This is a genomic window from Citrobacter sp. S39 (genome assembly GCF_009495675.1).
Classification (GTDB): Bacteria; Pseudomonadota; Gammaproteobacteria; order Enterobacterales; family Enterobacteriaceae; genus Citrobacter; species Citrobacter freundii.
On sequence record NZ_CP045555.1, the window covers coordinates 2,664,451 to 2,683,745 of the forward strand.

Below are 19,295 nucleotides of genomic sequence, written 5' to 3' on the forward strand. Positions count from 1 at the left end.
CTCCTCATGAGTGCGTTAAATAAGAAAAGTTTTCTTACTTACCTGAAAGAAGGCGGAATTTACGTTGTTCTTTTGGTTTTGCTGGCGATTATTATTTTCCAGGATCCCACTTTCTTAAGCTTACTAAACCTGAGTAATATTCTCACACAATCCTCGGTGCGTATTATTATCGCATTGGGTGTGGCTGGACTGATTGTTACCCAAGGGACCGACCTGTCGGCGGGGCGTCAGGTTGGCCTGGCGGCAGTGGTTGCAGCGACTTTGTTGCAGTCGATGGAGAATGCCAACAAGGTGTTCCCGGAAATGGCGACGATGCCGATCATTGTAGTGGTGCTGATTGTCTGCGTGATTGGTGCCATTATCGGTCTGGTGAACGGTATTATCATTGCTTACCTGAACGTGACGCCGTTTATTACCACCCTGGGTACGATGATTATCGTTTACGGGATCAACTCCCTGTACTACGACTTCGTCGGTGCATCGCCAATCTCTGGCTTTGATAGCGGATTTTCAACCTTTGCACAGGGCTTTATTGCACTGGGCAGTTTCCGACTCTCCTACATCACCTTCTACGCGCTGATTGCCGTGGCCTTTGTGTGGGTGCTGTGGAACAAGACCCGCTTCGGTAAAAACATTTTCGCCATCGGCGGAAATCCGGAAGCAGCGAAAGTGTCTGGGGTAAACGTTGCGCTGAACCTGTTGATTATCTATGCGTTGTCTGGCGTGTTCTATGCCTTCGGTGGTTTGCTGGAAGCCGGGCGTATCGGCTCGGCGACCAACAACCTCGGCTTTATGTATGAGCTGGATGCGATTGCGGCGTGCGTGGTTGGTGGCGTGTCGTTCAGCGGCGGGGTAGGTACCGTGTTTGGCGTGGTGACCGGTGTGATTATCTTCACCGTCATCAACTACGGTCTGACCTACATCGGCGTAAACCCTTACTGGCAGTATATTATCAAGGGCGGCATTATCATCTTCGCGGTTGCGCTGGACTCACTGAAGTACGCGCGTAAGAAGTAATCGTACAATGTAAAAAGCCCGGTGCAGCGCAACCTGCACCGGGCTTTTTTATCTGCGTTACAACGTTAACGCATGTTCTTTCTCTCCGGGTTTAAATTTCACCTCGCCCAGATCAATACAGGCTACCGGGCAAACGTGACCGCACAATAAACATCCCACACATTTTTCCGTATTGCAGTGCGGTGTACGGGTTTCCTCATTCCATTCCATCGCCTGATGCCCGCCGTCATAGCAGGAGATGTAGCAACGACCACAGCCGACGCATTTATCAAGATGGATGTTCGGATAGACAATGTAGCTACGGTCAAGCTCCTCGGCGGGGATGATATTGGCATTGGCCAGACCCACCATCTCCTCCAGTGAGTCAAACCCTTGATCGGCGAGGTAATGTGACAGCCCGCTGATCATGTCCTCCACAATCCGATATCCATATTGCATGATCCCGGTGGTCACCTGCAGCGTGGCCGCGCCTAACAGTAAAAACTCGGCGGCATCTTCCCAGGTCTCAATTCCTCCAATGCCGCTAATCGGAAAATCCCGCAGTTCAGGGTGCATGCGTAGTTGTTGGATAAATCTCAAAGCAATAGGTTTAACGGCCTTGCCGGAGTAGCCGGAAATACTAGATTTACCGTTGACGACCGGCATCCCGATTTTCCTGTTCAGGTCGATATTAGTGATGGATTTAACCGTATTGATGGTCGCGATACCGTCGGCTCCTCCGCGTTTTGCCGCCAGCACCACCTCACACATATCACCAATATTTGGTGTCATTTTAGCCAGCATTGGCAGGGACGAACCGCGTTTAACCGCCCGACAGTATTTTTCAACCAGCTCAGGGCTTTGTCCTACATCGCTGCCCATAGCATGTGAGGTCATTTGCGGGCAGGAGAAGTTACACTCGATCATATCTGCACCCGCTTCTTCAACCAGGCGGGCCAGTTCCTGCCATTGCTGCTCATTTTCCCCCATGATCGACGCAATCAGAACCTTATCCGGGTAGTCTTGTTTCAGTCGCCGAATAGCAGCCAGATTCTCCTCCAGCGGATGCTCGGCAATTTGCTCCATGTTTTTGAAGCCAATAAAGCCGGTATCTTCTTTGCTGAGATGGTCAAAACGTGGGGAAACTTCATTCGCAATAAAGAAACCGATCGTTTTAAAAACAATGCCGCCCCAACCGCTATCATAGGCTTTGGCGCACATTTCATAACAGTTGCCCACCGGGGAGGAAGAGAGGCAGAACGGGTTGGGAAATTTGACGCCGCAAAAGGTAATAGAAAGATCTTTCGTTAACATGAGCAAGCTCCCTCTAAATAGTGATGAATGGCCTGAGCGGCTTCTTTTCCGGTTTTCACGGCGTAAACGACCGTTTTATCGCCTTCAACAATATCGCCTGCAGCAAACAGAACCGGATCAGCAGTTTGGTAGTTTTGCGTATTGATTAGATTGCGCTGTGGCTTTAACGTGGCGAAATTATCAAGCTGAGCGTGTTGACCAACGGCAAGAATAATGTGCTCGGCTTCTAGCATGAGTTCGCCTGGCAGGCGTACGTGCTTAAAGGTAACTTGATTTCCGCTTACCGCCACGGGCGTGAAACCGTCAATAATCGACACGCCTAATGCCTGGGTGCTGCTGAATTCTTTATCGCTGGCCGGAAAATCAGCCAGTTCTTCACGCGCGACACAGGTGACTGACGGGCAGCCCAGCAGTTTCAACGTACTGGCGACATCCATCGCCACGTCGCCACCGCCGATGATCAATGCACTTTTGGCGACGGTAATATCTCCGATTGATTGCCGGGCTCTTTGCAGAAAATCGACGGCAATTTCAACGTGATTCGCTTTCTCAAAAAGAGGCAATGTTGAGCCGTAAGACATACCTGGGGTAACCAGTACGGCGCGATATTCTGCTTTGAGTTGCTCAACGGAAAGGGCATTGCCGACTTCACAATTGCACTTGATGGTCACGCCCATTTCAACGATACGGGCAATTTCATGATCCAAAACCGAATGCGGCAAACGAAACTCTGGGATGCCATAGCGCAACCAGCCGCCTGGCTGAGCCTGTTTTTCGAAGATGGTTACGTCATAACCAAGATTGCTCAGCGTTACGCTGGCCTGTAATCCTGCCGGACCTGCACCGATAATAGCGACCTTGCCCAGCGTTTTTGTTGCCGGCTGATAGATTTTCATCGCGGTTTGCTGTTCAAAATCGGTAATAAAGCGCTGCAGACGCGCAATATCGATAGGTTTATCAATTCCTGAACGCGTACACCCGCGCTGGCATAATTTTTCGGTTGGGCAAACTCGAGCGCACACCGCACCGAGCGCATTATTTTCGCGGATAGTTTCGGCTGCGCCTTTAAAATTACGGAAATAAATGGAGCGAATATATTTCCCCGGGTCGGTTTGCGCCGGGCAATCCTGACTACAGGGGGCATCGTGACATAATAAACAGCGGGAAGCCTCTTTTATTGCTAATAATGGGGTAAAAGCAGGCGTGAGCTCATCCAGATAATTTTGTTGTGGCATATTTTCTTCCTTAATGCTTGAGTAAATTAAGGCAAACCGTTAATAACAAAATATAAAAAGTGAAAGGCTATTCTTAAGGCTAAGCACTGCAGGAAGAGTATTCTGTGAAAGGATTCACAAATAGAAGATAGTTTGAGGGAAATGCTGACGGGCAGCATTAATCCCTTATCTTGAAATGGTAACTATTATCAAAATATTAGCTATTCTCAAACGCTAATATAAAGGCAAATGCGTTATCGATAAAAAACTAAGTAAATAACCATACCGAAGGATAAGCACCCGCATCCAGCATAAACCAGTACGTAAGACCAAAATTGCAGCGGCTCTTGATTGCGATAAGCGAAAACCGGTTCGCGCGCATTCTTTTTAATTTTATCTACGGCTCCCGAGCGCCAGCCTTTCCAGGCTTCACGAAAACAAAACACGGGAATGAGCAGAAAGGCCAACACGACGAAAAGGGTTTGTACATCCATGCTTATTTTCCTTGTTTCTTTTGTAACTCGAGCAGTTGTTCAGGCGTGACTGCCGGATATCCCTGTGCATCGTCCGGTACCTGATGCATGGTTGGGATAGGGACCAGTGGGCCTAAAAAGCGGGGTTCACGTTTAAAAATGTAGAGATCGGCAAGTGCGCCAAAACGGGCGCCAAATTCACGTACCCGCACGGTGAGCATATCTTTTGGCGAAGGTACGGCGTAGCACTGGGCCTGGATACCCATATGGAGCGCAATAAACAAGGCACGTTCACAGTGGAATCGCTGGGTAATAATGATGAAATCGTTGGTATCGAACACCTTACGGGTACGCACGATGGAGTCGAGCGTTCGGAACCCGGCGTAATCAAGCACGATGTCAGCGGGATCGACGCCTGCGGCAATCAGATCTTTACGCATCGTCATGGGTTCGTTGTAGCTTTGCTGTGCGTTGTCGCCGCTTAACAGCAGATAGTTTACCTTCCCGCTGTTATAGGCGTTCAATGCGCCCTGAATGCGGTAGCGGTAATACTGATTGATGACGCCGGTGCGGTAATACTTCGCCGTGCCCAGAACCACTCCTACCTGGCGGTAGGGTAAATCCTGCAGTTCGTCGTAAATGTAGGGAGCAGTCTTCCAGCTCATCCACCGATCGAGTCCAAGCACAGTCAAAAGCAGCAAGCCCAGCAGGACTAACAGGCTGTAAAACACGCGCTTTAACATGCAGAAAACTCGTTATTTGGATGGAATTTCAATCAGGCTACTGTACCGGAAGACGTAGCGCAAGAAACAGTAATCTGATTGAGGGGATTTTAGTCACTGTTGCCCGATGACGTTACGCCATCGGGCAACACGACTTAGTCGAGTAGCACGCGCTCTATATTGTCGCAGCCCAGTGCTTTCAGCGTGGCAGATGTCGCATCCCACTGAATTAACGGCGCATCGGCTTTTTCAGCCAGCACGGCGCGTTGGATATCTGGATAATCATAACCGTTCAGATTCAACAGGTTCAACGCGCCTTGCAGTGGTGGCAGGGTTGGGTTAAAAGCGGCATTTTCAGCATAGCTGCCGCTAAAAATACGACCATCTTTACACTCCAGTGCCACGCCGCTTGGGGATTTGCTGTACGGCATATGACATCTATTGGCAGCGGTGATTGCTGCCTGGGTCAACGCATCGCCCTGCAGTGCGAAGCCGTGATCCTGATCGTCCATCAGCAGCGTTTTAATCTCCAGATCCTTCGGGCCGAAGGCATCTGGCAGATAATCGCGTAGTACGTGTGGCGCACGTCCCGGCAGATGAATACGTAAATCCAGTCCGCTGTTTAGTTCATTCATAAACTGGCGACAGTGGCCGCACGGCGTGTAGTTGACGGTGATGGCGGCGAGCCCTTTTTCACCGCGCAGCCAGGCGTGGCTGATAGCGCTTTGCTCGGCATGAACAGTTTGCTGCATGGTCGCGCCCAGGAACTCCATGTTCCCACCGAAGTACCAGTTGCCGCTGATGCCGCGAGAAATAGCCCCAACGTTGAAATTGGACAGTGGAGTACGTGCGCAGGCCGCAGCCAGCGGCAGCAGAGCGAATGCCAGCGCGTCTTCGTCCAGTCCCGATTCGCGTTTCAGCAAAGAGACCTGCTCAGCAGTCAGCATGGCGGGGAAATGCGCATCCGCCAGAACAGGGGCCAGGGCTGATTGCAAGTTATCCGCGAGTTGGGCAAAAGCAGTTTGAAAACGTGGATGCATGGCGATGCCTCATAACAATGTAATGGAATCGTAGTTTACGGACCTGTTATGGCTTTATATGTGATCCAAATCCCATTACGTATGCAACTTATGAAACTTAAATGAAAAATGTGCAACGCATCGCAAATAAATAGCTAAAAAATGAAGGTTAACCCACCACCGCCAGAATAATCGGGAACAGGAATGGGGCAACCAACGAGGTGATAATGCCGCAAATAACCAGCGCCAGAGAACTAAACGCGCCTTCCTGGTAGTCCAGTTCTGCACAGCGTGCGGTACCCAGGGCGTGCGACGCGGTGCCCATTGCCAGCCCCCGAGCGGCCTTGGTGCGAATGCGCATCGCATTAAGCAACGTATGACCAAATACTGCCCCGAGGATACCGACAAAAATAACGCATACGGCGCTGATAGCCGGAATGCCGCCAATACTGCCTCCCACGGCCATAGCGATAGGCGTGGTGACCGATTTTGGCATGATAGACGCGGCAATTTGCGGTGATGCGCCCATCAACAAAGCGATTGTTGTACCTGTTACCATCGCCACAACGCTCCCGGCAAAACAGATAGCAATGATTGATTTCCAGCGGGCGCGAATTTGGTGCAACTGTTCGTATAACGGATAGGCCAGCGCGACCACGGCAGGTTGCAGTAAATCGTTCAGTACTTCGCTGCCTTTGAAATAGTGATCGTAGGGAATGCCGGTCAGCAGCAGAATGGGAATAATCACCACCATGGCAACCAGCAGCGGGTTCAATAGCGGCATTTTAAATCGTGCAGCCAGCTTACGTGCGCCAAAAAATACCGCCAGCGTAAGAGGTAACGACCACCAGATATACGACATCATTCTTTAGACCCTTTTTGCCCAACGATTTTGCGTTCACCGTGCACAATGTGCGAGCTCCAGCTCACCACCAGGAAAACGACCAGCGTACTGATGGTACAGGACACCACTACCGGACCAAATTGTGCGCGGAGCAGGTCAAAGTACTGCATGATCCCCACGCCAATCGGGACAAACAGCAGGGCCATATAACGAATCAGCACGTAGCAGCCAGGGTTAACCCATTTTGCCGGTAACACCTGCAAAGCCAGTAAGACAAACAGAATCAGCATGCCGATAATGCTGCCCGGAATGGTGATAGGAAGTAGCGACGCAAGAAAAATACCTGCGTAGAGGCAGGCATAAATCAGGACGAATGCGCGCAAATATTGCCAGATAACGTTCAGTGCTTTGCTCATAGTTGAAACCCTTGACGAGACTGATTCATCATACAATTAAACTTAAAAACGTGCTACCGATCACATCATGAATTCTAAGCATAGAGGAAATAGATATCTGGAACATCGGGCGATGGCCCTAACTCTCCGCGCTAAGCCTGTGCCAGATAATACAAAAAACGATTCAGGGCGGTAGTAGGTGTTTCGTTGTTGCGCCAGAAGACGCCGACGCTGCCTTTTTGTTCAATCTTCGGCAGATTCAGAATAGCCAGCTGTCCCTGGGCGGCATACCGTTGTGCCAGACGCAAAGAAAGAATAGAGATCATATCGCTACTTTGCAGCAGGTTGGTACTGACGTTGATCGACGCCGATTCAATGATGTTTTCCGGCAACATGACGCCGTTATCAACCAGCGCGTTATCAATGCTTATCCGGATCGGGGTTCCTGTCGGCCAGACAATCCAGCGCCAGTTCGCCAGATCGTGCCAGGTGAGCAAGGGATATTTTGCCAAGGGATGATCGGGACGGGCGACGAAACAGACCGGCTCGGTATACAGCACCTGGTAATTGAGCGGCAACTGAAGCGCCCGGCCACCGACGCGACCGACGACGACATCCACCGAACCCGCGAGCAGATCGTGCAGCAGCGGGGTCATCACTTTCTCTTCGATATTAAGGTTCAGGGTTGGCAACTCTTTGAGCAAACCCAGTATTGCCATTGAAACGCAGTCGGTCGCCACGGGTGAGCAGCCAATCTTCAGACTTCCCACCAGGCCGCCTTGCTTAAAACGGGCGATTTCATATTGCGAACGTTCCATATCATTGAGCAGGCGTTGGGCATGCTGCAGTAGCAGTTTGCCGCCTTCGGAAGGACGCAAGCCTTTGCTATGACGTTCAAAGAGGGTGATGCCAATCTCATCTTCGAGCTGTGATAACCATTTTGACAACGCTGGCTGGGTGATATTCATCATCCGTGCGACGTGAGTCAGATTTCCCTGTTCGCCCAGCGCGATAAGCGTTTGCAGGTGTTGCAACTTAAGTTTCTGCGCCCAGTTTGCCATTTGCTATAACCTCCAGGTTATGCCTCTGCATGAAAAGCCATTGTACATTTCATCTCCAAACATACAAAGTCGCAACATACCTAAAACAAAACAGACATCTACTCTACCTGCACTGAGGCATTCACTATGACTCATCAACGTGATCTACAAGCACTGATCGATTCCGCTCCCGTCGGTAAGACCCAGTGGCGCGTTATCATTTGCTGTTTTCTGGTCGTCATGCTCGACGGATTTGATACCGCAGCTATTGGCTTTATCGCTCCCGACATTCGTACTCACTGGCAGCTGACTGCCGGCGATCTGGCGCCGTTGTTTGGCGCAGGCCTGTTGGGGCTAACCGCTGGCGCATTGCTCTGCGGCCCATTGTCTGACCGTTTTGGCCGCAAACGGGTGATTGAACTCTGCGTGGCGCTGTTCGGCGCCCTGAGCCTGATTTCGGCTTTTTCTCCCGATCTACAAACGTTGGTTATTTTGCGCTTTCTTACCGGGTTAGGTCTGGGCGGCGCGATGCCAAATACCATCACCATGACGTCAGAGTACCTGCCAGCGCGGCGGCGTGGCGCGCTGGTGACCATGATGTTTTGTGGATTTACTCTGGGATCGGCGATGGGCGGAATTGTGAGCGCGCAACTGGTGCCGGTTATTGGCTGGCACGGCATTCTGGTGCTGGGAGGCGTTCTACCACTCATGCTGTTTGTGGCTCTGCTGTTTGCGCTACCGGAATCCCCGCGCTGGCAGGTTCGTCGCCAACTGCCGCAAAACGTGATTGCCAGAACTGTTAGCGCCATCACCCGGGAACGTTATGACACTACCCATTTTTATCTCAACGAGGGCACCGCGATTGCTAAAGGAAGCATTCGCCAGCTGTTCGTCGGGCGACAGCTGCCCATTACCCTGATGCTATGGGTAGTGTTCTTTATGAGCTTGCTGATTATTTATTTGCTTTCCAGTTGGATGCCAACGCTGTTAAACCATCGTGGAATTGATCTGCAGCATGCCTCATGGGTAACTGCCGCCTTCCAGATTGGAGGAACGCTGGGGGCGCTGGCGCTGGGCGTGCTGATGGATAAATACAATCCTTTCCGCGTGCTGGCCGTGAGTTATGCACTGGGCGCAGTGTGCATCGTCATGATTGGCCTGAGCGAGAACGGTCTGTGGTTGATGGCTCTGGCTATTTTTGGCACCGGCATTGGTATCAGCGGTTCTCAGGTTGGTCTAAATGCGTTAACCGCCACGCTATATCCGACACAAAGCCGGGCGACGGGCGTCAGCTGGTCTAATGCGGTGGGGCGCTGCGGCGCGATTGTCGGCTCGCTTTCTGGCGGCGTGATGATGGCGATGAATTTCTCATTCGATAACCTGTTTTTCATTATTGCCGTCCCGGCGGCCATCAGCGCGGTGATGCTTACGCTGCTGACGGTTGTTATCCGCCAGTCGGCCTCTGCCTCAAATACTCTGCCTCGCGCAGGTGTTGTGAATGAATAAGGAGAATCCCTATGTCTGAACTGAATCAGGATGTTAAGAACAGCCGTCAGCAGTTTTACCAGCATATTTCCGGGCAGAATCTGACCCCTCTGTGGGAGTCGCTGCACCGCCTGGTGCCGCCAACACCGAACGCACATTGCGCGCCTGCGTACTGGAACTATCAGGAGATCCGCCCTCTGCTGTTAGAAAGTGGCGATCTGATTGGCGCGAAAGAGGCGATTCGCCGCGTGCTGGTGCTGGAAAACCCAATGTTGCGCGGACAGTCTTCAATCACCCCAACGCTGTACGCAGGATTGCAGTTAATTATGCCGGGCGAGGTTGCGCCGAGTCACCGCCACAACCAGTCTGCACTGCGCTTTATTGTCGAAGGGAAAGGAGCATTTACCGCCGTGGATGGCGAGCGCACCCAGATGCATGAAGGAGATTTTATTCTGACGCCGCAGTGGCGCTGGCACGATCACGGCAACCCGGGCAGTGAACCGGTGGTGTGGCTGGACGGTCTGGACCTGCCGCTGGTGAACCTGCTGGGCTGCGGCTTTGCGGAAGACTACCCGGAAGATCAGCAGCCGGTCACGCGTCAGGAAGGGGATTACTTACCGCGCTACGCGGCCAATATGCTGCCGCTGCGTCATCAGAAGGGTAACTCATCGCCGATTTTTAACTATCGCTACGATCGCAGCCGTGAAGCGCTACATGACCTGACCCGTATGGGCGACGCCGATGAGTGGGACGGTTACAAGATGCGTTACGTAAACCCGGTAACCGGCGGTTATCCCATGCCTTCGATGGGAACCTTCCTGCAACTGTTGCCGCAGGGCTTTTCCTCACGAATGGCGCGTACCACTGACAGCACTATCTATCACGTGGTGGAAGGAAGTGGGCAGGTCACCATCGGTAACGAGATCTTCAACTTTTCGCCAAAAGATATTTTTGTGGTGCCGACCTGGCACGGCGTGTCGTTCCAGACCCACGAAGATACCGTCTTATTCAGTTTTTCGGACAGACCGGTTCAGGAAGCACTGGGGCTGTTCCGTGAAGCACGCTATTAATTTGGGAGAGAAAAAATGATGCAATATGTATTCGAACCACAAGCGCCTGTTACCGTTCCGGTGGTTGGCAGCGATGAACAATTTCCCGTACGCCGCGTTTATTGTGTGGGCCGTAACTATGCCGCTCATGCGCGTGAAATGGGCTTTGATCCGGATCGCGAACCCCCGTTCTTCTTCTGTAAACCTGCTGATGCGGTAGTCCCGGTGGCAGCTGGTCAGATCCTTGAACTGCCGTACCCATCGCAGACCCATAACTATCACTATGAGATAGAGCTGGTGGTGGCGATTGGTAAAAAGGGCAGTGATATTCCGCTGGAAAAAGCGCACGAATATATCTGGGGCTATGCCACCGGTCTGGATATGACCCGCCGTGACCGGCAGATGGAGATGCGTCAGATGGGGCGTCCGTGGGAAATCGGTAAAGCGTTTGATCTCTCCGCGCCCATCGCGCCGTTGCATAAAGCCAGCGAAAGTGTGGATGTTAACCATGCGCCAATCTGGTTGCAGGTCAACGGCGACGATCACCAGCGTAGCGATATTCGCCACCTCATCTGGTCTGTGAATGAAACCATCAGCTATCTGTCAGGCTTTTTCGAACTGCAGCCAGGCGATCTGATCTACACCGGTACACCCGAAGGCGTAGGGGCGGTAGTGAAAGGGGATGTGATCACCGGAAACGTAGACGGTTTAACCCCCATCGCCGTGAAGATTGTCTGAGGTGCATAATGAAGCTGTACAGTTTCTTTAATAGCTCCGCGTCATATCGTGTACGCATTGCGCTGGCGCTGAAGGGGCTCGATTACCAGACGGTGGGCGTCAATATTCGCATTGGTCAGCAGAACGAACTGGCCTACCGGCGAATGAATGCGGTGGGACTGGTGCCGACGCTGGTGACCGATGACGGAGAATCACTCGGGCAGTCTCTGGCGATAACCGACTGGCTGGATGGCCACTTTCCGCAGTCGCCGCTGCTGCCTGCTGACTTCCCGACGCGCAGTAAGGTGCTGGAAATTGTTTATGCCATCGCCTGTGATATTCATCCCGTAAATAACATGCGGGTACTGCGCTACCTGAGCGAAGAGTTAAAGGTCAGTGAAGAAGATAAAAAACGCTGGTATGCGCACTGGATCCAGCAAGGGTTAGGCGCGGTGGAACAGATGCTGCGCCAGAGTCACTCGGGGACGTTTTGCGTGGGGGACGCACCGACGCTGGCGGATTGCTGTCTGATCCCGCAGTGGGCAAACGCGTTGCGGATGGGTTGCGATCTGAGCGGATATCCACGCTGTAAGGCGGTATATGATGCCTGTACCCAGCTTCCGGCGTTTATCGCCGCCGCGCCCGAGAATCAACAAGACAAAATTCCAGCCTGATAAGGAGAACGACAATGGCTAAAGTGACACGCGCAATTATCGTGGGTGGCGGGATTGGCGGTGCGGCGACCGCGCTATCGCTAGCCCGTCAGGGCATTAAAGTGATGTTGCTGGAGAAAGCGCACGAGATTGGTGAAATTGGCGCGGGTATTCAGCTCGGGCCGAATGCATTCTCTGCTCTGGACAGCCTTGGCGTGGGGGAAGTTGCCCGTCAACGCGCCGTTTTTACCGACCACATCACGATGATGGATGCGGTAAATGCGAAAGAGGTGGTACGCATTGAAACCGGGCAGGCGTTCCGCGATCACTTTGGCGGTCCTTATGCGGTTATCCATCGGGTTGATATTCACGCCAGCGTTTGGGAAGCGGCGCTGGTGCATCCTAACGTTGAGTATCGCACTTCAACTAACGTGGTTGATATTCGCCAGACAGAGAATGACGTGACGGTATTTGACGAACACGGCAACAACTGGACGGCGGATATTCTGGTGGGCTGTGACGGTGTAAAATCGGTTGTTCGTCAGTCTCTGATTGGCGATGCTCCGCGGGTTACCGGGCACGTGGTCTATCGCGCCGTGATTGATTGCGATGATATGCCGGAAGATTTGCGCATTAACGCGCCGGTATTGTGGGCCGGACCGCATTGTCATCTGGTGCACTACCCACTGCGCGGCGGCAAACAGTACAACCTGGTGGTGACCTTCCACAGTCGTCAGCAGGAGGAGTGGGGGGTGAAGGATGGTAGCAAAGAGGAAGTGCTCTCCTATTTTGCGGGTATTCATCCACGCCCTCGTCAGATGCTGGATAAACCGACGTCATGGCGGCGCTGGTCAACCGCCGATCGTGAGCCGGTAGAGAAATGGGGAACCGACCGCATCACGCTGGTGGGAGATGCCGCGCACCCGGTGGCGCAATATATGGCGCAAGGAGCCTGTATGGCGCTGGAAGATGCTGTCACGCTAGGTAAAGCGTTACAGCAGTGTGACGGCGATGCGGCTGATGCCTTTGCGCTGTATGAGTCGGTGCGTATTCCGCGTACCGCACGCATCGTCTGGTCAACGCGCGAAATGGGACGCGTCTATCATGCCGCAAGCGTCGAGCGTCAGGTGCGTAATCTGTTGTGGAAAGACAAGTCGCAGGCGGAATTTTATCGCGGTATGGAGTGGTTATACGGCTGGAAAGAAGATAACTGCCTGCTGCCACGCTGAGCCTCTTTAATCTCCCGAACGGAGGCGCTACCATAGCGCCTCTTTTTTTGCGGGTGACGATATGCGTGTTTTACTGGCGCCGATGGAAGGCGTGCTCGACTCACTGGTGCGCGAGCTGCTGACTGAAGTGAATGATTACGATCTGTGCATCACCGAGTTTGTGCGCGTGGTGGATCAGCTCCTGCCGGCAAAAGTATTTCATCGACTCTGCCCGGAACTGCGTAACAACAGCCGGACGCCATCCGGCACGTTGGTTCGCATTCAGCTGTTGGGGCAGTACCCGCAGTGGCTGGCGGAGAATGCGGCGCGTGCGGTAGAACTGGGATCGTACGGTGTCGATCTGAACTGTGGTTGTCCGTCGAAGCTGGTGAATGGCAGCGGCGGTGGCGCAACGTTACTGAAAGATCCTGAGCTTATCTACCGGGGCGCAAAAGCTATGCGCGAGGCGGTCCCGGCTCATCTCCCGGTGACGGTGAAAGTGCGTCTGGGCTGGGATAACAGCGATCGGCAGTTTGAAATTGCCGATGCCGTGCAGCAGGCTGGCGCCAGCGAACTGGCGGTGCATGGTCGAACCAAGGAACAGGGCTATAAGGCAGAACATATTAACTGGCAGGCGATTGGCGAGATCCGCCAGCGACTGACTATTCCGGTTATCGCGAATGGCGAAATCTGGGACTGGCAGAGCGCCCAGGATTGTATGGCCATCAGCGGATGCGATGCGGTGATGATCGGACGTGGCGCATTAAATATTCCAAACCTGAGCCGCGTGGTGAAATACAACGAACCGCGTATGCCGTGGCCTGATGTCGTGACGCTGTTGCAAAAATATACCCGTCTTGAAAAGCAGGGGGACACCGGGCTGTATCATGTAGCGCGGATTAAGCAGTGGTTAGGGTATCTGCGAAAAGAATATTCAGAGGCAACCGCGCTGTTTCAGGAAATTCGTGCGTTAAACAATTCGCCGGATATCGCGCGTGCGATTCAGGCTATTACCCTTTGAACACAGCTGATGCGCCAGACCGGATTAAATGCTAATGCCTTATCCGGGCTGGCTGATAGGCAGCAATATCAAAAAATCATCTTAAACACGCCTGTTACCACCAACAGTCCAATCAGAAAAATAATCAGAATAACCCACAGCAGAATTTTCATTAACTTTCCTTTTTTTGGTAAGTTCAGATTGAGTATAGGAAAGTATTAATCATTCTGCCTGGAGGCGCTGTTATGCTGGTTTACGTGCGCTGAGCAGAAACACCATCGGCCGCTCTTTTTCTTCATCTAACGCTGGGTTTTCAGCAATCTGTTGCGCGGAAGGTCCCCATTCATCGACACAAACGATGTCGAATCCGGCCCCAATCAGCGCATTAATCCAGGTCGCCAGCTTACGGTGCTGTTTTTTGACGCCCTCAGCAAACCAGTTACTGATGCGCTCACCTTCCTGCTGATAATGATTAATCGGCCAGGAGAGTTGCCCGGTTTTATCTTTGATCCAGCCCTGGTTAAGCGGTGCGGTATAAATTGGATGCTCAGCAGAGAAAACCAACATGCCTCCCGGTGTTAATGACTGGTAAATGGTTACGAATAATCGTTCTATATCGTGCAAATAGTGCAGGGCAAGCGAGCTATAAACCAGATCAAAGGAAATTGGGGGCAAGGTAAGCGTTTCGAGATCTTCACGCTGATAAACGATGCCATTACCCTGCGTCATACTGTGCGCCTGAGTTAACATTTTTTGTGAAATATCCAGTCCCACTACACTGGCAGCCTGATTATCGCGCGCGTAGCGGCAAAACCAGCCATATCCACAGCCCAAATCAAGAATGTTTTTGCCTTGAAGAGAGGGGAGCATCGCTTGTATTGTCGGCCATTCTGGCGCGCCGTCGAGCCCCTTTACTGAACGATCCAGCGTGGCATATCCAGCAAAGAACTTAGGATCGTCATAGATATTCTGTGACATAAAATCTCCATCCATTAATTATTAAAACTATTTAACCTATATTATTCGCGAGGTGTATATTTTTCTGATTTTATATTTTTATTGCCAAAGATGTATTGCCACGCGTAACTAAAAAAGCAAAAGCGACAAGTCGTAATCTCTGCAAATCTTTTCTTACCTGTATATCTCCATGAATCGTAATTCTGTGTTTATCACCACGGCATTGTTGCCGCTTTTTGTTCTGATGGCAGGCTGTGCGCCTATGCATGATGACCGCCAGTCTCTGTCACAGCAGACCCCTGCTGCGAATGTCGATACCACATTGCCTGCCGCGTTAAAAAATGGCTGGCCGGACAGCCAGTGGTGGAGGGCATATCATGACCCACAACTTAATGCGTTGATTGACAGCACGTTGCGAAATTCTCCTGATATGCAGGTAGCGGAACAGCGCATTCAGCTGGCGGAGGCGCAGGCTAAGGCCGTGGAAGCGCAGGATGGCCCGGAGATCGACTTCTCCGCAGACGTTGAGCGTCAGAGAATGTCAGCTGAGGGGCTGATGGGACCGTTTGCCATTACCGATCCGGCCGCGGGAACAACAGGACCGTGGTACACCAATGGAACCTTTGGTTTAACCGCTGGCTGGAATCTGGATCTGTGGGGTAAAAATCGGGCTGAAGTGACGGCGCGTATTGGGGCCGTTAAGGTACGTGAGGCTGAGCGCGAGCAAACCCGGCAGCTGCTGGCGAGCGGTGTCTCCCGCCTTTACTGGGAATGGCAGACGCAGGCGGCGCTGAAAACCGTACTGACGCAAATCGAAAGCGAGCAGCAAAATGTGATAAGCGTCGATCGTCAGCTGTATCAAAACGGTCTAACTTCTTCAGTGGAAGGCGTTGAAACTGATATTGACTCCAGCAAAACAGAGCAGCAGTTGAATGATGTCAGCGGCAAAATGAAGGTGATTGAAGCACGGCTGAGCGCGCTGACCAATGCCCAGTCCACGGCCCTGAAGCTCCATTCGACCCCACTGCCCGCGGTCGAAAGCCAGCTCCCGTCACAATTGGGTTACTCGCTACTGGCCCGCCGCCCGGATTTACAGGCGGCGCACTGGTACATTGAGTCATCACTGAGCAGCATTGATGCGGCGAAAGCGGCGTTTTATCCCGATGTGAATCTGATGGCATTTTTACAACAGGATGCGTTACATCTGAGTGACCTGTTCCGCCATTCCGCGCAGCAAATGGGCGTAACCGCCGGGCTGACACTGCCTATCTTTGACAGCGGCAGGCTGAACGCGAATCTCGACATAACGAAAGCGCAAAGCAACCTGACGGTGGCGAATTACAACAAAGCTGTGGTGGATGCGGTGAATGACGTGGCACGTGCTGCATCGCAGGTAGAAACATTAGCGCAGAAAAATCAGCATCAGCAGCAGATTGAACATGACGCTCAGCGCGTAGTGGGGCTGGCTCAGGCACGCTTTAATGCGGGTATTATTGCGGGCTCCAGGGTCAGCGAGGCAAAGATCCCGGCATTACGTGAGCAGTGCAACGGTCTGCTTTTGCAAGGGCAATGGCTGGATGCCTCAATTCAGTTGACCAGTGCGCTGGGCGGCGGTTATCACGCGTCCTGATTAATCGGCCCGACGGTGTTCCGCTGTCGGGCCATCTTCATTGCGCTTTACGCGTGCTTCGCCGTTTCATCCACCAGCGGACGCCCACGACAATCCCGATAACCAGCACCAGCCAGATGCCATGCTTGATATGCTGGTCAAGGCTGTGCAGCCACGGCGCTATCACTTCACCACCGATGTAGCCCAGAGTAGTAAATAACGATGCCCAGACAAACGCGCCAAGAATATTTAGCGGTAAAAAGATCTTCGGCGGCAGGTGACTGGCGCCAATCAGTAAGGGACCAATAACGCGAAAGCCGTACATAAAGCGCGTACCGACTACAAACAGGTAAGGACGTCGCTGGATTATCTTCTGTGCGTAATCAATTTTCGCCTGGTGGCGCGAGAAACGCTGCAAAATTTTGCCGCCAAAACGACGTCCGAGTAAATAAAGCAACTGATCGCCAATCATCCCGCCCAGCGCGACCGAGAGTACCACCAGGGGAAATTTCAGGACGCCCTGATGCGCCGCAACGCCGCCTAACAGGGTAATGGTTTCGCCTTCCGCCAGACTGCCGATGATTAACGCAGCATAGCCGTATTGCGCAACATAATGATTTATATCCATACGATTGTATGACCTCCACTGCTAATAGCATACACCCTATGATTGTTTGATGCCGGAAAAGCCGCGTAGTAGCGCTTAAGGTCGCTCAGCTCTCCAATGCCTGATGGCGCTTCGCTTATCATGCCTACGCCTGAACAAACTTTTTACCCGGCGCTTCGGTATTTTTTTTGTGTACATAAAATAATCAGAAGCTGAATTATACTTGAAGTGTTGAGGTCCGGAGCTGACAACAAGGGGGCGGTATGAACCATGTCTGGGGGCTGTTTTCCCATCCCGATCGTGAAATGCACGTGATCAACAGCGAAAACGAAAGCGTTTCGCATCACTATACCCACCATGTACTGCTGATGGCGGCAATCCCGGTGGTTTGCGCATTTATCGGCACCACGCAAATCGGCTGGAATTTTGGCGATGGCAATATCCTGAAGCTGTCTCTGTTGACCGGATTTGCGATGGCAATTCTGTTTTACGGGGTGATGCTGGTGGGCGTTGCCGTCATGGGACGGGTTATCTGGTGGATGGCGCGTAATTACCCGCAGCGCCCATCGCTGGCGCATTGTATGGTTTTTGCAGGATATGTCGCGACGCCGCTGTTTTTAAGCGGACTGGTCGCACTTTATCCGCTGGTCTGGCTGTGCGCATTGGTGGGGACCATCGCGTTGTTTTACACCGGCTATTTACTTTATCTCGGTATACCTACGTTCCTGAATATCACACGCGAGGAAGGGTTAAGTTTTTCCAGTTCGACGCTGGCGATCGGTGTGCTGGTACTGGAAGTTCTGCTGGCTATTACGGTAATCCTGTGGGGTTACGGCTACCGATTATTCTGACGGATAAACCTGTCTGCGCTGCGTTGTTGACGTAAAAGTCAGCAACGCAGCATTTCGAGACGATTCTCCTGTGGCGGCAAACCTGCCGGATCGCTATGATGCCTGAGCTAGCTTGAGATAATACTTAGTCTCTGGCGGTGTGCGTTGTGACGTGCGTGAACCATTATCAGAAATCTCATCATGCTGAAATTCCGAGTTTCATTATTAAGCCTTGCCCTGGTGCTGGCCGTTCCTTTTGCACCCCAAGCCGTGGCGAAAACGGCAACTACCGCAGCGGCTTCTCAACCTGAGATAGCGTCCGGTAGCGCGATGATTGTTGATCTGAATACCAACAAAGTTATCTATTCGAACCACCCGGACCTTGTGCGTCCGATTGCGTCGATTACCAAATTAATGACCGCGATGGTGGTGCTTGATGCACGACTGCCGTTGGATGAGAAACTGAAAGTTGATATCAGTCAGACACCGGAAATGAAAGGCATCTACTCTCGTGTGCGACTGAACAGTGAAATTAGCCGTAAAGACATGCTGCTGCTGGCGCTGATGTCGTCAGAAAACCGTGCGGCAGCCAGTCTGGCGCATCATTACCCTGGCGGTTATAACGCGTTTATTAAAGCCATGAATGCCAAAGCGAAAGCGCTCGGCATGACTCAGACACGCTTTGTGGAACCAACCGGCTTATCGATTCATAACGTCTCGACAGCTCGTGATTTAACCAAGCTGCTGATCGCCAGCAAGCAGTATCCGCTGATTGGCCAGTTAAGCACTACGCGTGAAGATATGGCGACCTTTGCCAACCCGGCTTATACGCTGCCATTCCGTAACACCAACCATCTGGTATACCGCGATAACTGGAATATTCAGTTAACCAAAACCGGATTTACCAATGCGGCGGGCCACTGTCTGGTGATGCGCACCGTGATCAATAACAAACCGGTGGCGCTGGTGGTGATGGATGCGTTCGGTAAATATACCCACTTTGCCGATGCCAGCCGTTTACGCACCTGGATTGAAACCGGCAAGGTGATGCCGGTTCCGGCGGCAGCGCTGAGCTACAAAAAGCAAAAAGCGGCGCAGATGGCGGCGGCAGGTTCAGCTACGGGTGAGCAAACCGCGCAAAACGATTAAACCGTAGGCTGGCC

Annotated in this window: 20 protein-coding genes; 10 read left to right on the forward strand and 10 right to left on the reverse strand. The window is 52.3% G+C overall.

The genetic code is table 11. The annotated features are described in order from the left end of the window. Positions 1 to 6: 6 nt before the first annotated feature. Entirely contained in the window at positions 7 to 1,017 is a 1,011-nt protein-coding gene (gene mglC / locus GFB57_RS12545) for a galactose/methyl galactoside ABC transporter permease MglC (protein ID WP_003027393.1), read from the forward strand. 57 nt (positions 1,018 to 1,074) lie between these two features. Here mglC and preA read toward each other — a convergent pair whose 3' ends face one another. The 8 genes from preA to GFB57_RS12585 form a co-directional block, all read right to left on the reverse strand. Then, positions 1,075 to 2,310, reverse strand: coding sequence for an NAD-dependent dihydropyrimidine dehydrogenase subunit PreA (gene preA, locus GFB57_RS12550; protein WP_003027389.1), 1,236 nt, complete (start codon positions 2,308 to 2,310; stop codon positions 1,075 to 1,077). Next, the gene (locus GFB57_RS12555) at positions 2,304 to 3,545 is read right to left on the reverse strand and encodes an NAD(P)-dependent oxidoreductase (protein WP_003027387.1); all 1,242 of its coding nucleotides are present in this window, start codon (positions 3,543 to 3,545) and stop codon (positions 2,304 to 2,306) included. Before GFB57_RS12555 ends, preA begins: the two co-directional genes overlap by 7 nt. Before the next feature lie 233 nt (positions 3,546 to 3,778). Continuing rightward, positions 3,779 to 4,018: a DUF2542 family protein gene (locus GFB57_RS12560; RefSeq protein ID WP_003027385.1), complete on the reverse strand. Its 240-nt coding sequence runs from the start codon at positions 4,016 to 4,018 to the stop codon at positions 3,779 to 3,781. A gap of 2 nt (positions 4,019 to 4,020) precedes the next feature. Continuing rightward, positions 4,021 to 4,740, reverse strand: a complete 720-nt coding sequence (gene sanA / locus GFB57_RS12565; RefSeq protein WP_003027383.1) for an outer membrane permeability protein SanA — start codon at positions 4,738 to 4,740, stop codon at positions 4,021 to 4,023. A 134-nt stretch (positions 4,741 to 4,874) separates the two neighbouring features. Further along, positions 4,875 to 5,759, reverse strand: coding sequence for a cytidine deaminase (cdd, locus tag GFB57_RS12570; RefSeq protein WP_003027381.1), 885 nt, complete (start codon positions 5,757 to 5,759; stop codon positions 4,875 to 4,877). Positions 5,760 to 5,907: 148 nt separating this feature from the next. Beyond that, a complete protein-coding gene (locus GFB57_RS12575) occupies positions 5,908 to 6,603 on the reverse strand; it encodes a CidB/LrgB family autolysis modulator (protein ID WP_003027380.1) in 696 nt (231 codons plus the stop codon). Continuing rightward, complete coding sequence (locus GFB57_RS12580) at positions 6,600 to 6,998, reverse strand: CidA/LrgA family protein (RefSeq protein WP_003027379.1); 399 nt, start codon at positions 6,996 to 6,998, stop codon at positions 6,600 to 6,602. Before GFB57_RS12580 ends, GFB57_RS12575 begins: the two co-directional genes overlap by 4 nt. 131 nt (positions 6,999 to 7,129) lie before the next feature. Then, the gene (locus tag GFB57_RS12585) at positions 7,130 to 8,038 is read right to left on the reverse strand and encodes a LysR substrate-binding domain-containing protein (RefSeq protein ID WP_003027378.1); all 909 of its coding nucleotides are present in this window, start codon (positions 8,036 to 8,038) and stop codon (positions 7,130 to 7,132) included. Positions 8,039 to 8,164: 126 nt separating this feature from the next. On the opposite strand from GFB57_RS12585, the gene GFB57_RS12590 reads away from it, so the two are divergent. From GFB57_RS12590 to dusC, 6 genes are all read left to right on the forward strand, one after another. Continuing rightward, positions 8,165 to 9,523, forward strand: a complete 1,359-nt coding sequence (locus GFB57_RS12590; RefSeq protein WP_003027377.1) for an aromatic acid/H+ symport family MFS transporter — start codon at positions 8,165 to 8,167, stop codon at positions 9,521 to 9,523. Positions 9,524 to 9,534: 11 nt separating this feature from the next. Then, positions 9,535 to 10,572 (forward strand): gentisate 1,2-dioxygenase, encoded by a 1,038-nt coding sequence (gtdA, locus tag GFB57_RS12595; RefSeq protein ID WP_003027376.1) that lies wholly within the window; start codon positions 9,535 to 9,537, stop codon positions 10,570 to 10,572. Between the two features lie 15 nt (positions 10,573 to 10,587). After that, entirely contained in the window at positions 10,588 to 11,289 is a 702-nt protein-coding gene (locus GFB57_RS12600) for a fumarylacetoacetate hydrolase family protein (protein WP_008323466.1), read from the forward strand. 8 nt (positions 11,290 to 11,297) lie between these two features. Continuing rightward, positions 11,298 to 11,942 (forward strand): maleylacetoacetate isomerase, encoded by a 645-nt coding sequence (gene maiA, locus GFB57_RS12605; RefSeq protein WP_003027373.1) that lies wholly within the window; start codon positions 11,298 to 11,300, stop codon positions 11,940 to 11,942. A 14-nt stretch (positions 11,943 to 11,956) separates the two neighbouring features. Then, positions 11,957 to 13,150, forward strand: a complete 1,194-nt coding sequence (locus tag GFB57_RS12610; RefSeq protein ID WP_003027371.1) for a 3-hydroxybenzoate 6-monooxygenase — start codon at positions 11,957 to 11,959, stop codon at positions 13,148 to 13,150. Between the two features lie 61 nt (positions 13,151 to 13,211). Then, positions 13,212 to 14,150, forward strand: coding sequence for a tRNA dihydrouridine(16) synthase DusC (gene dusC, locus GFB57_RS12615; protein WP_003027369.1), 939 nt, complete (start codon positions 13,212 to 13,214; stop codon positions 14,148 to 14,150). 222 nt (positions 14,151 to 14,372) lie between these two features. Here dusC and GFB57_RS12620 read toward each other — a convergent pair whose 3' ends face one another. After that, positions 14,373 to 15,107 carry a class I SAM-dependent methyltransferase gene (locus GFB57_RS12620; RefSeq protein WP_003027368.1) on the reverse strand — a complete coding sequence of 245 codons (735 nt, stop codon included), beginning with the start codon at positions 15,105 to 15,107 and terminating at the stop codon, positions 14,373 to 14,375. A 169-nt stretch (positions 15,108 to 15,276) separates the two neighbouring features. On the opposite strand from GFB57_RS12620, the gene mdtQ reads away from it, so the two are divergent. Next, positions 15,277 to 16,716, forward strand: coding sequence for a multidrug resistance outer membrane protein MdtQ (gene mdtQ / locus GFB57_RS12625; protein ID WP_003027366.1), 1,440 nt, complete (start codon positions 15,277 to 15,279; stop codon positions 16,714 to 16,716). Between the two features lie 37 nt (positions 16,717 to 16,753). Here the strand turns inward: mdtQ and GFB57_RS12630 are convergent, their stop codons facing one another. Then, the gene (locus GFB57_RS12630; protein WP_290366801.1) at positions 16,754 to 17,323 is read right to left on the reverse strand and encodes a DedA family protein; all 570 of its coding nucleotides are present in this window, start codon (positions 17,321 to 17,323) and stop codon (positions 16,754 to 16,756) included. Positions 17,324 to 17,565: 242 nt separating this feature from the next. Here GFB57_RS12630 and GFB57_RS12635 point away from each other — a divergent pair, with 242 nt between their 5' ends. Together GFB57_RS12635 and pbpG are read left to right on the forward strand one after the other, a co-directional pair. After that, the gene (locus tag GFB57_RS12635) at positions 17,566 to 18,153 is read left to right on the forward strand and encodes a Yip1 family protein (protein WP_003027364.1); all 588 of its coding nucleotides are present in this window, start codon (positions 17,566 to 17,568) and stop codon (positions 18,151 to 18,153) included. A gap of 180 nt (positions 18,154 to 18,333) precedes the next feature. After that, the gene (pbpG, locus tag GFB57_RS12640) at positions 18,334 to 19,281 is read left to right on the forward strand and encodes a D-alanyl-D-alanine endopeptidase (RefSeq protein WP_003027363.1); all 948 of its coding nucleotides are present in this window, start codon (positions 18,334 to 18,336) and stop codon (positions 19,279 to 19,281) included. Positions 19,282 to 19,295 lie beyond the last annotated feature (14 nt).

Excerpts from the sequence above, each read along its gene's own strand:
- mglC (WP_003027393.1), top strand. The coding sequence starts at position 7 with ATGAGTGCGTTAAATAAGAAAAGTTTTCTTACTTACCTGAAAGAAGGC.
- preA (WP_003027389.1), bottom strand. The coding sequence starts at position 2,310 with ATGTTAACGAAAGATCTTTCTATTACCTTTTGCGGCGTCAAATTTCCC.
- GFB57_RS12555 (WP_003027387.1), bottom strand. The coding sequence starts at position 3,545 with ATGCCACAACAAAATTATCTGGATGAGCTCACGCCTGCTTTTACCCCA.
- GFB57_RS12560 (WP_003027385.1), bottom strand. The coding sequence starts at position 4,018 with ATGGATGTACAAACCCTTTTCGTCGTGTTGGCCTTTCTGCTCATTCCC.
- sanA (WP_003027383.1), bottom strand. The coding sequence starts at position 4,740 with ATGTTAAAGCGCGTGTTTTACAGCCTGTTAGTCCTGCTGGGCTTGCTG.
- cdd (WP_003027381.1), bottom strand. The coding sequence starts at position 5,759 with ATGCATCCACGTTTTCAAACTGCTTTTGCCCAACTCGCGGATAACTTG.
- GFB57_RS12575 (WP_003027380.1), bottom strand. The coding sequence starts at position 6,603 with ATGATGTCGTATATCTGGTGGTCGTTACCTCTTACGCTGGCGGTATTT.
- GFB57_RS12580 (WP_003027379.1), bottom strand. The coding sequence starts at position 6,998 with ATGAGCAAAGCACTGAACGTTATCTGGCAATATTTGCGCGCATTCGTC.
- GFB57_RS12585 (WP_003027378.1), bottom strand. The coding sequence starts at position 8,038 with ATGGCAAACTGGGCGCAGAAACTTAAGTTGCAACACCTGCAAACGCTT.
- GFB57_RS12590 (WP_003027377.1), top strand. The coding sequence starts at position 8,165 with ATGACTCATCAACGTGATCTACAAGCACTGATCGATTCCGCTCCCGTC.
- gtdA (WP_003027376.1), top strand. The coding sequence starts at position 9,535 with ATGTCTGAACTGAATCAGGATGTTAAGAACAGCCGTCAGCAGTTTTAC.
- GFB57_RS12600 (WP_008323466.1), top strand. The coding sequence starts at position 10,588 with ATGATGCAATATGTATTCGAACCACAAGCGCCTGTTACCGTTCCGGTG.
- maiA (WP_003027373.1), top strand. The coding sequence starts at position 11,298 with ATGAAGCTGTACAGTTTCTTTAATAGCTCCGCGTCATATCGTGTACGC.
- GFB57_RS12610 (WP_003027371.1), top strand. The coding sequence starts at position 11,957 with ATGGCTAAAGTGACACGCGCAATTATCGTGGGTGGCGGGATTGGCGGT.
- dusC (WP_003027369.1), top strand. The coding sequence starts at position 13,212 with ATGCGTGTTTTACTGGCGCCGATGGAAGGCGTGCTCGACTCACTGGTG.
- GFB57_RS12620 (WP_003027368.1), bottom strand. The coding sequence starts at position 15,107 with ATGTCACAGAATATCTATGACGATCCTAAGTTCTTTGCTGGATATGCC.
- mdtQ (WP_003027366.1), top strand. The coding sequence starts at position 15,277 with ATGAATCGTAATTCTGTGTTTATCACCACGGCATTGTTGCCGCTTTTT.
- GFB57_RS12630 (WP_290366801.1), bottom strand. The coding sequence starts at position 17,323 with ATGGATATAAATCATTATGTTGCGCAATACGGCTATGCTGCGTTAATC.
- GFB57_RS12635 (WP_003027364.1), top strand. The coding sequence starts at position 17,566 with ATGAACCATGTCTGGGGGCTGTTTTCCCATCCCGATCGTGAAATGCAC.
- pbpG (WP_003027363.1), top strand. The coding sequence starts at position 18,334 with ATGCTGAAATTCCGAGTTTCATTATTAAGCCTTGCCCTGGTGCTGGCC.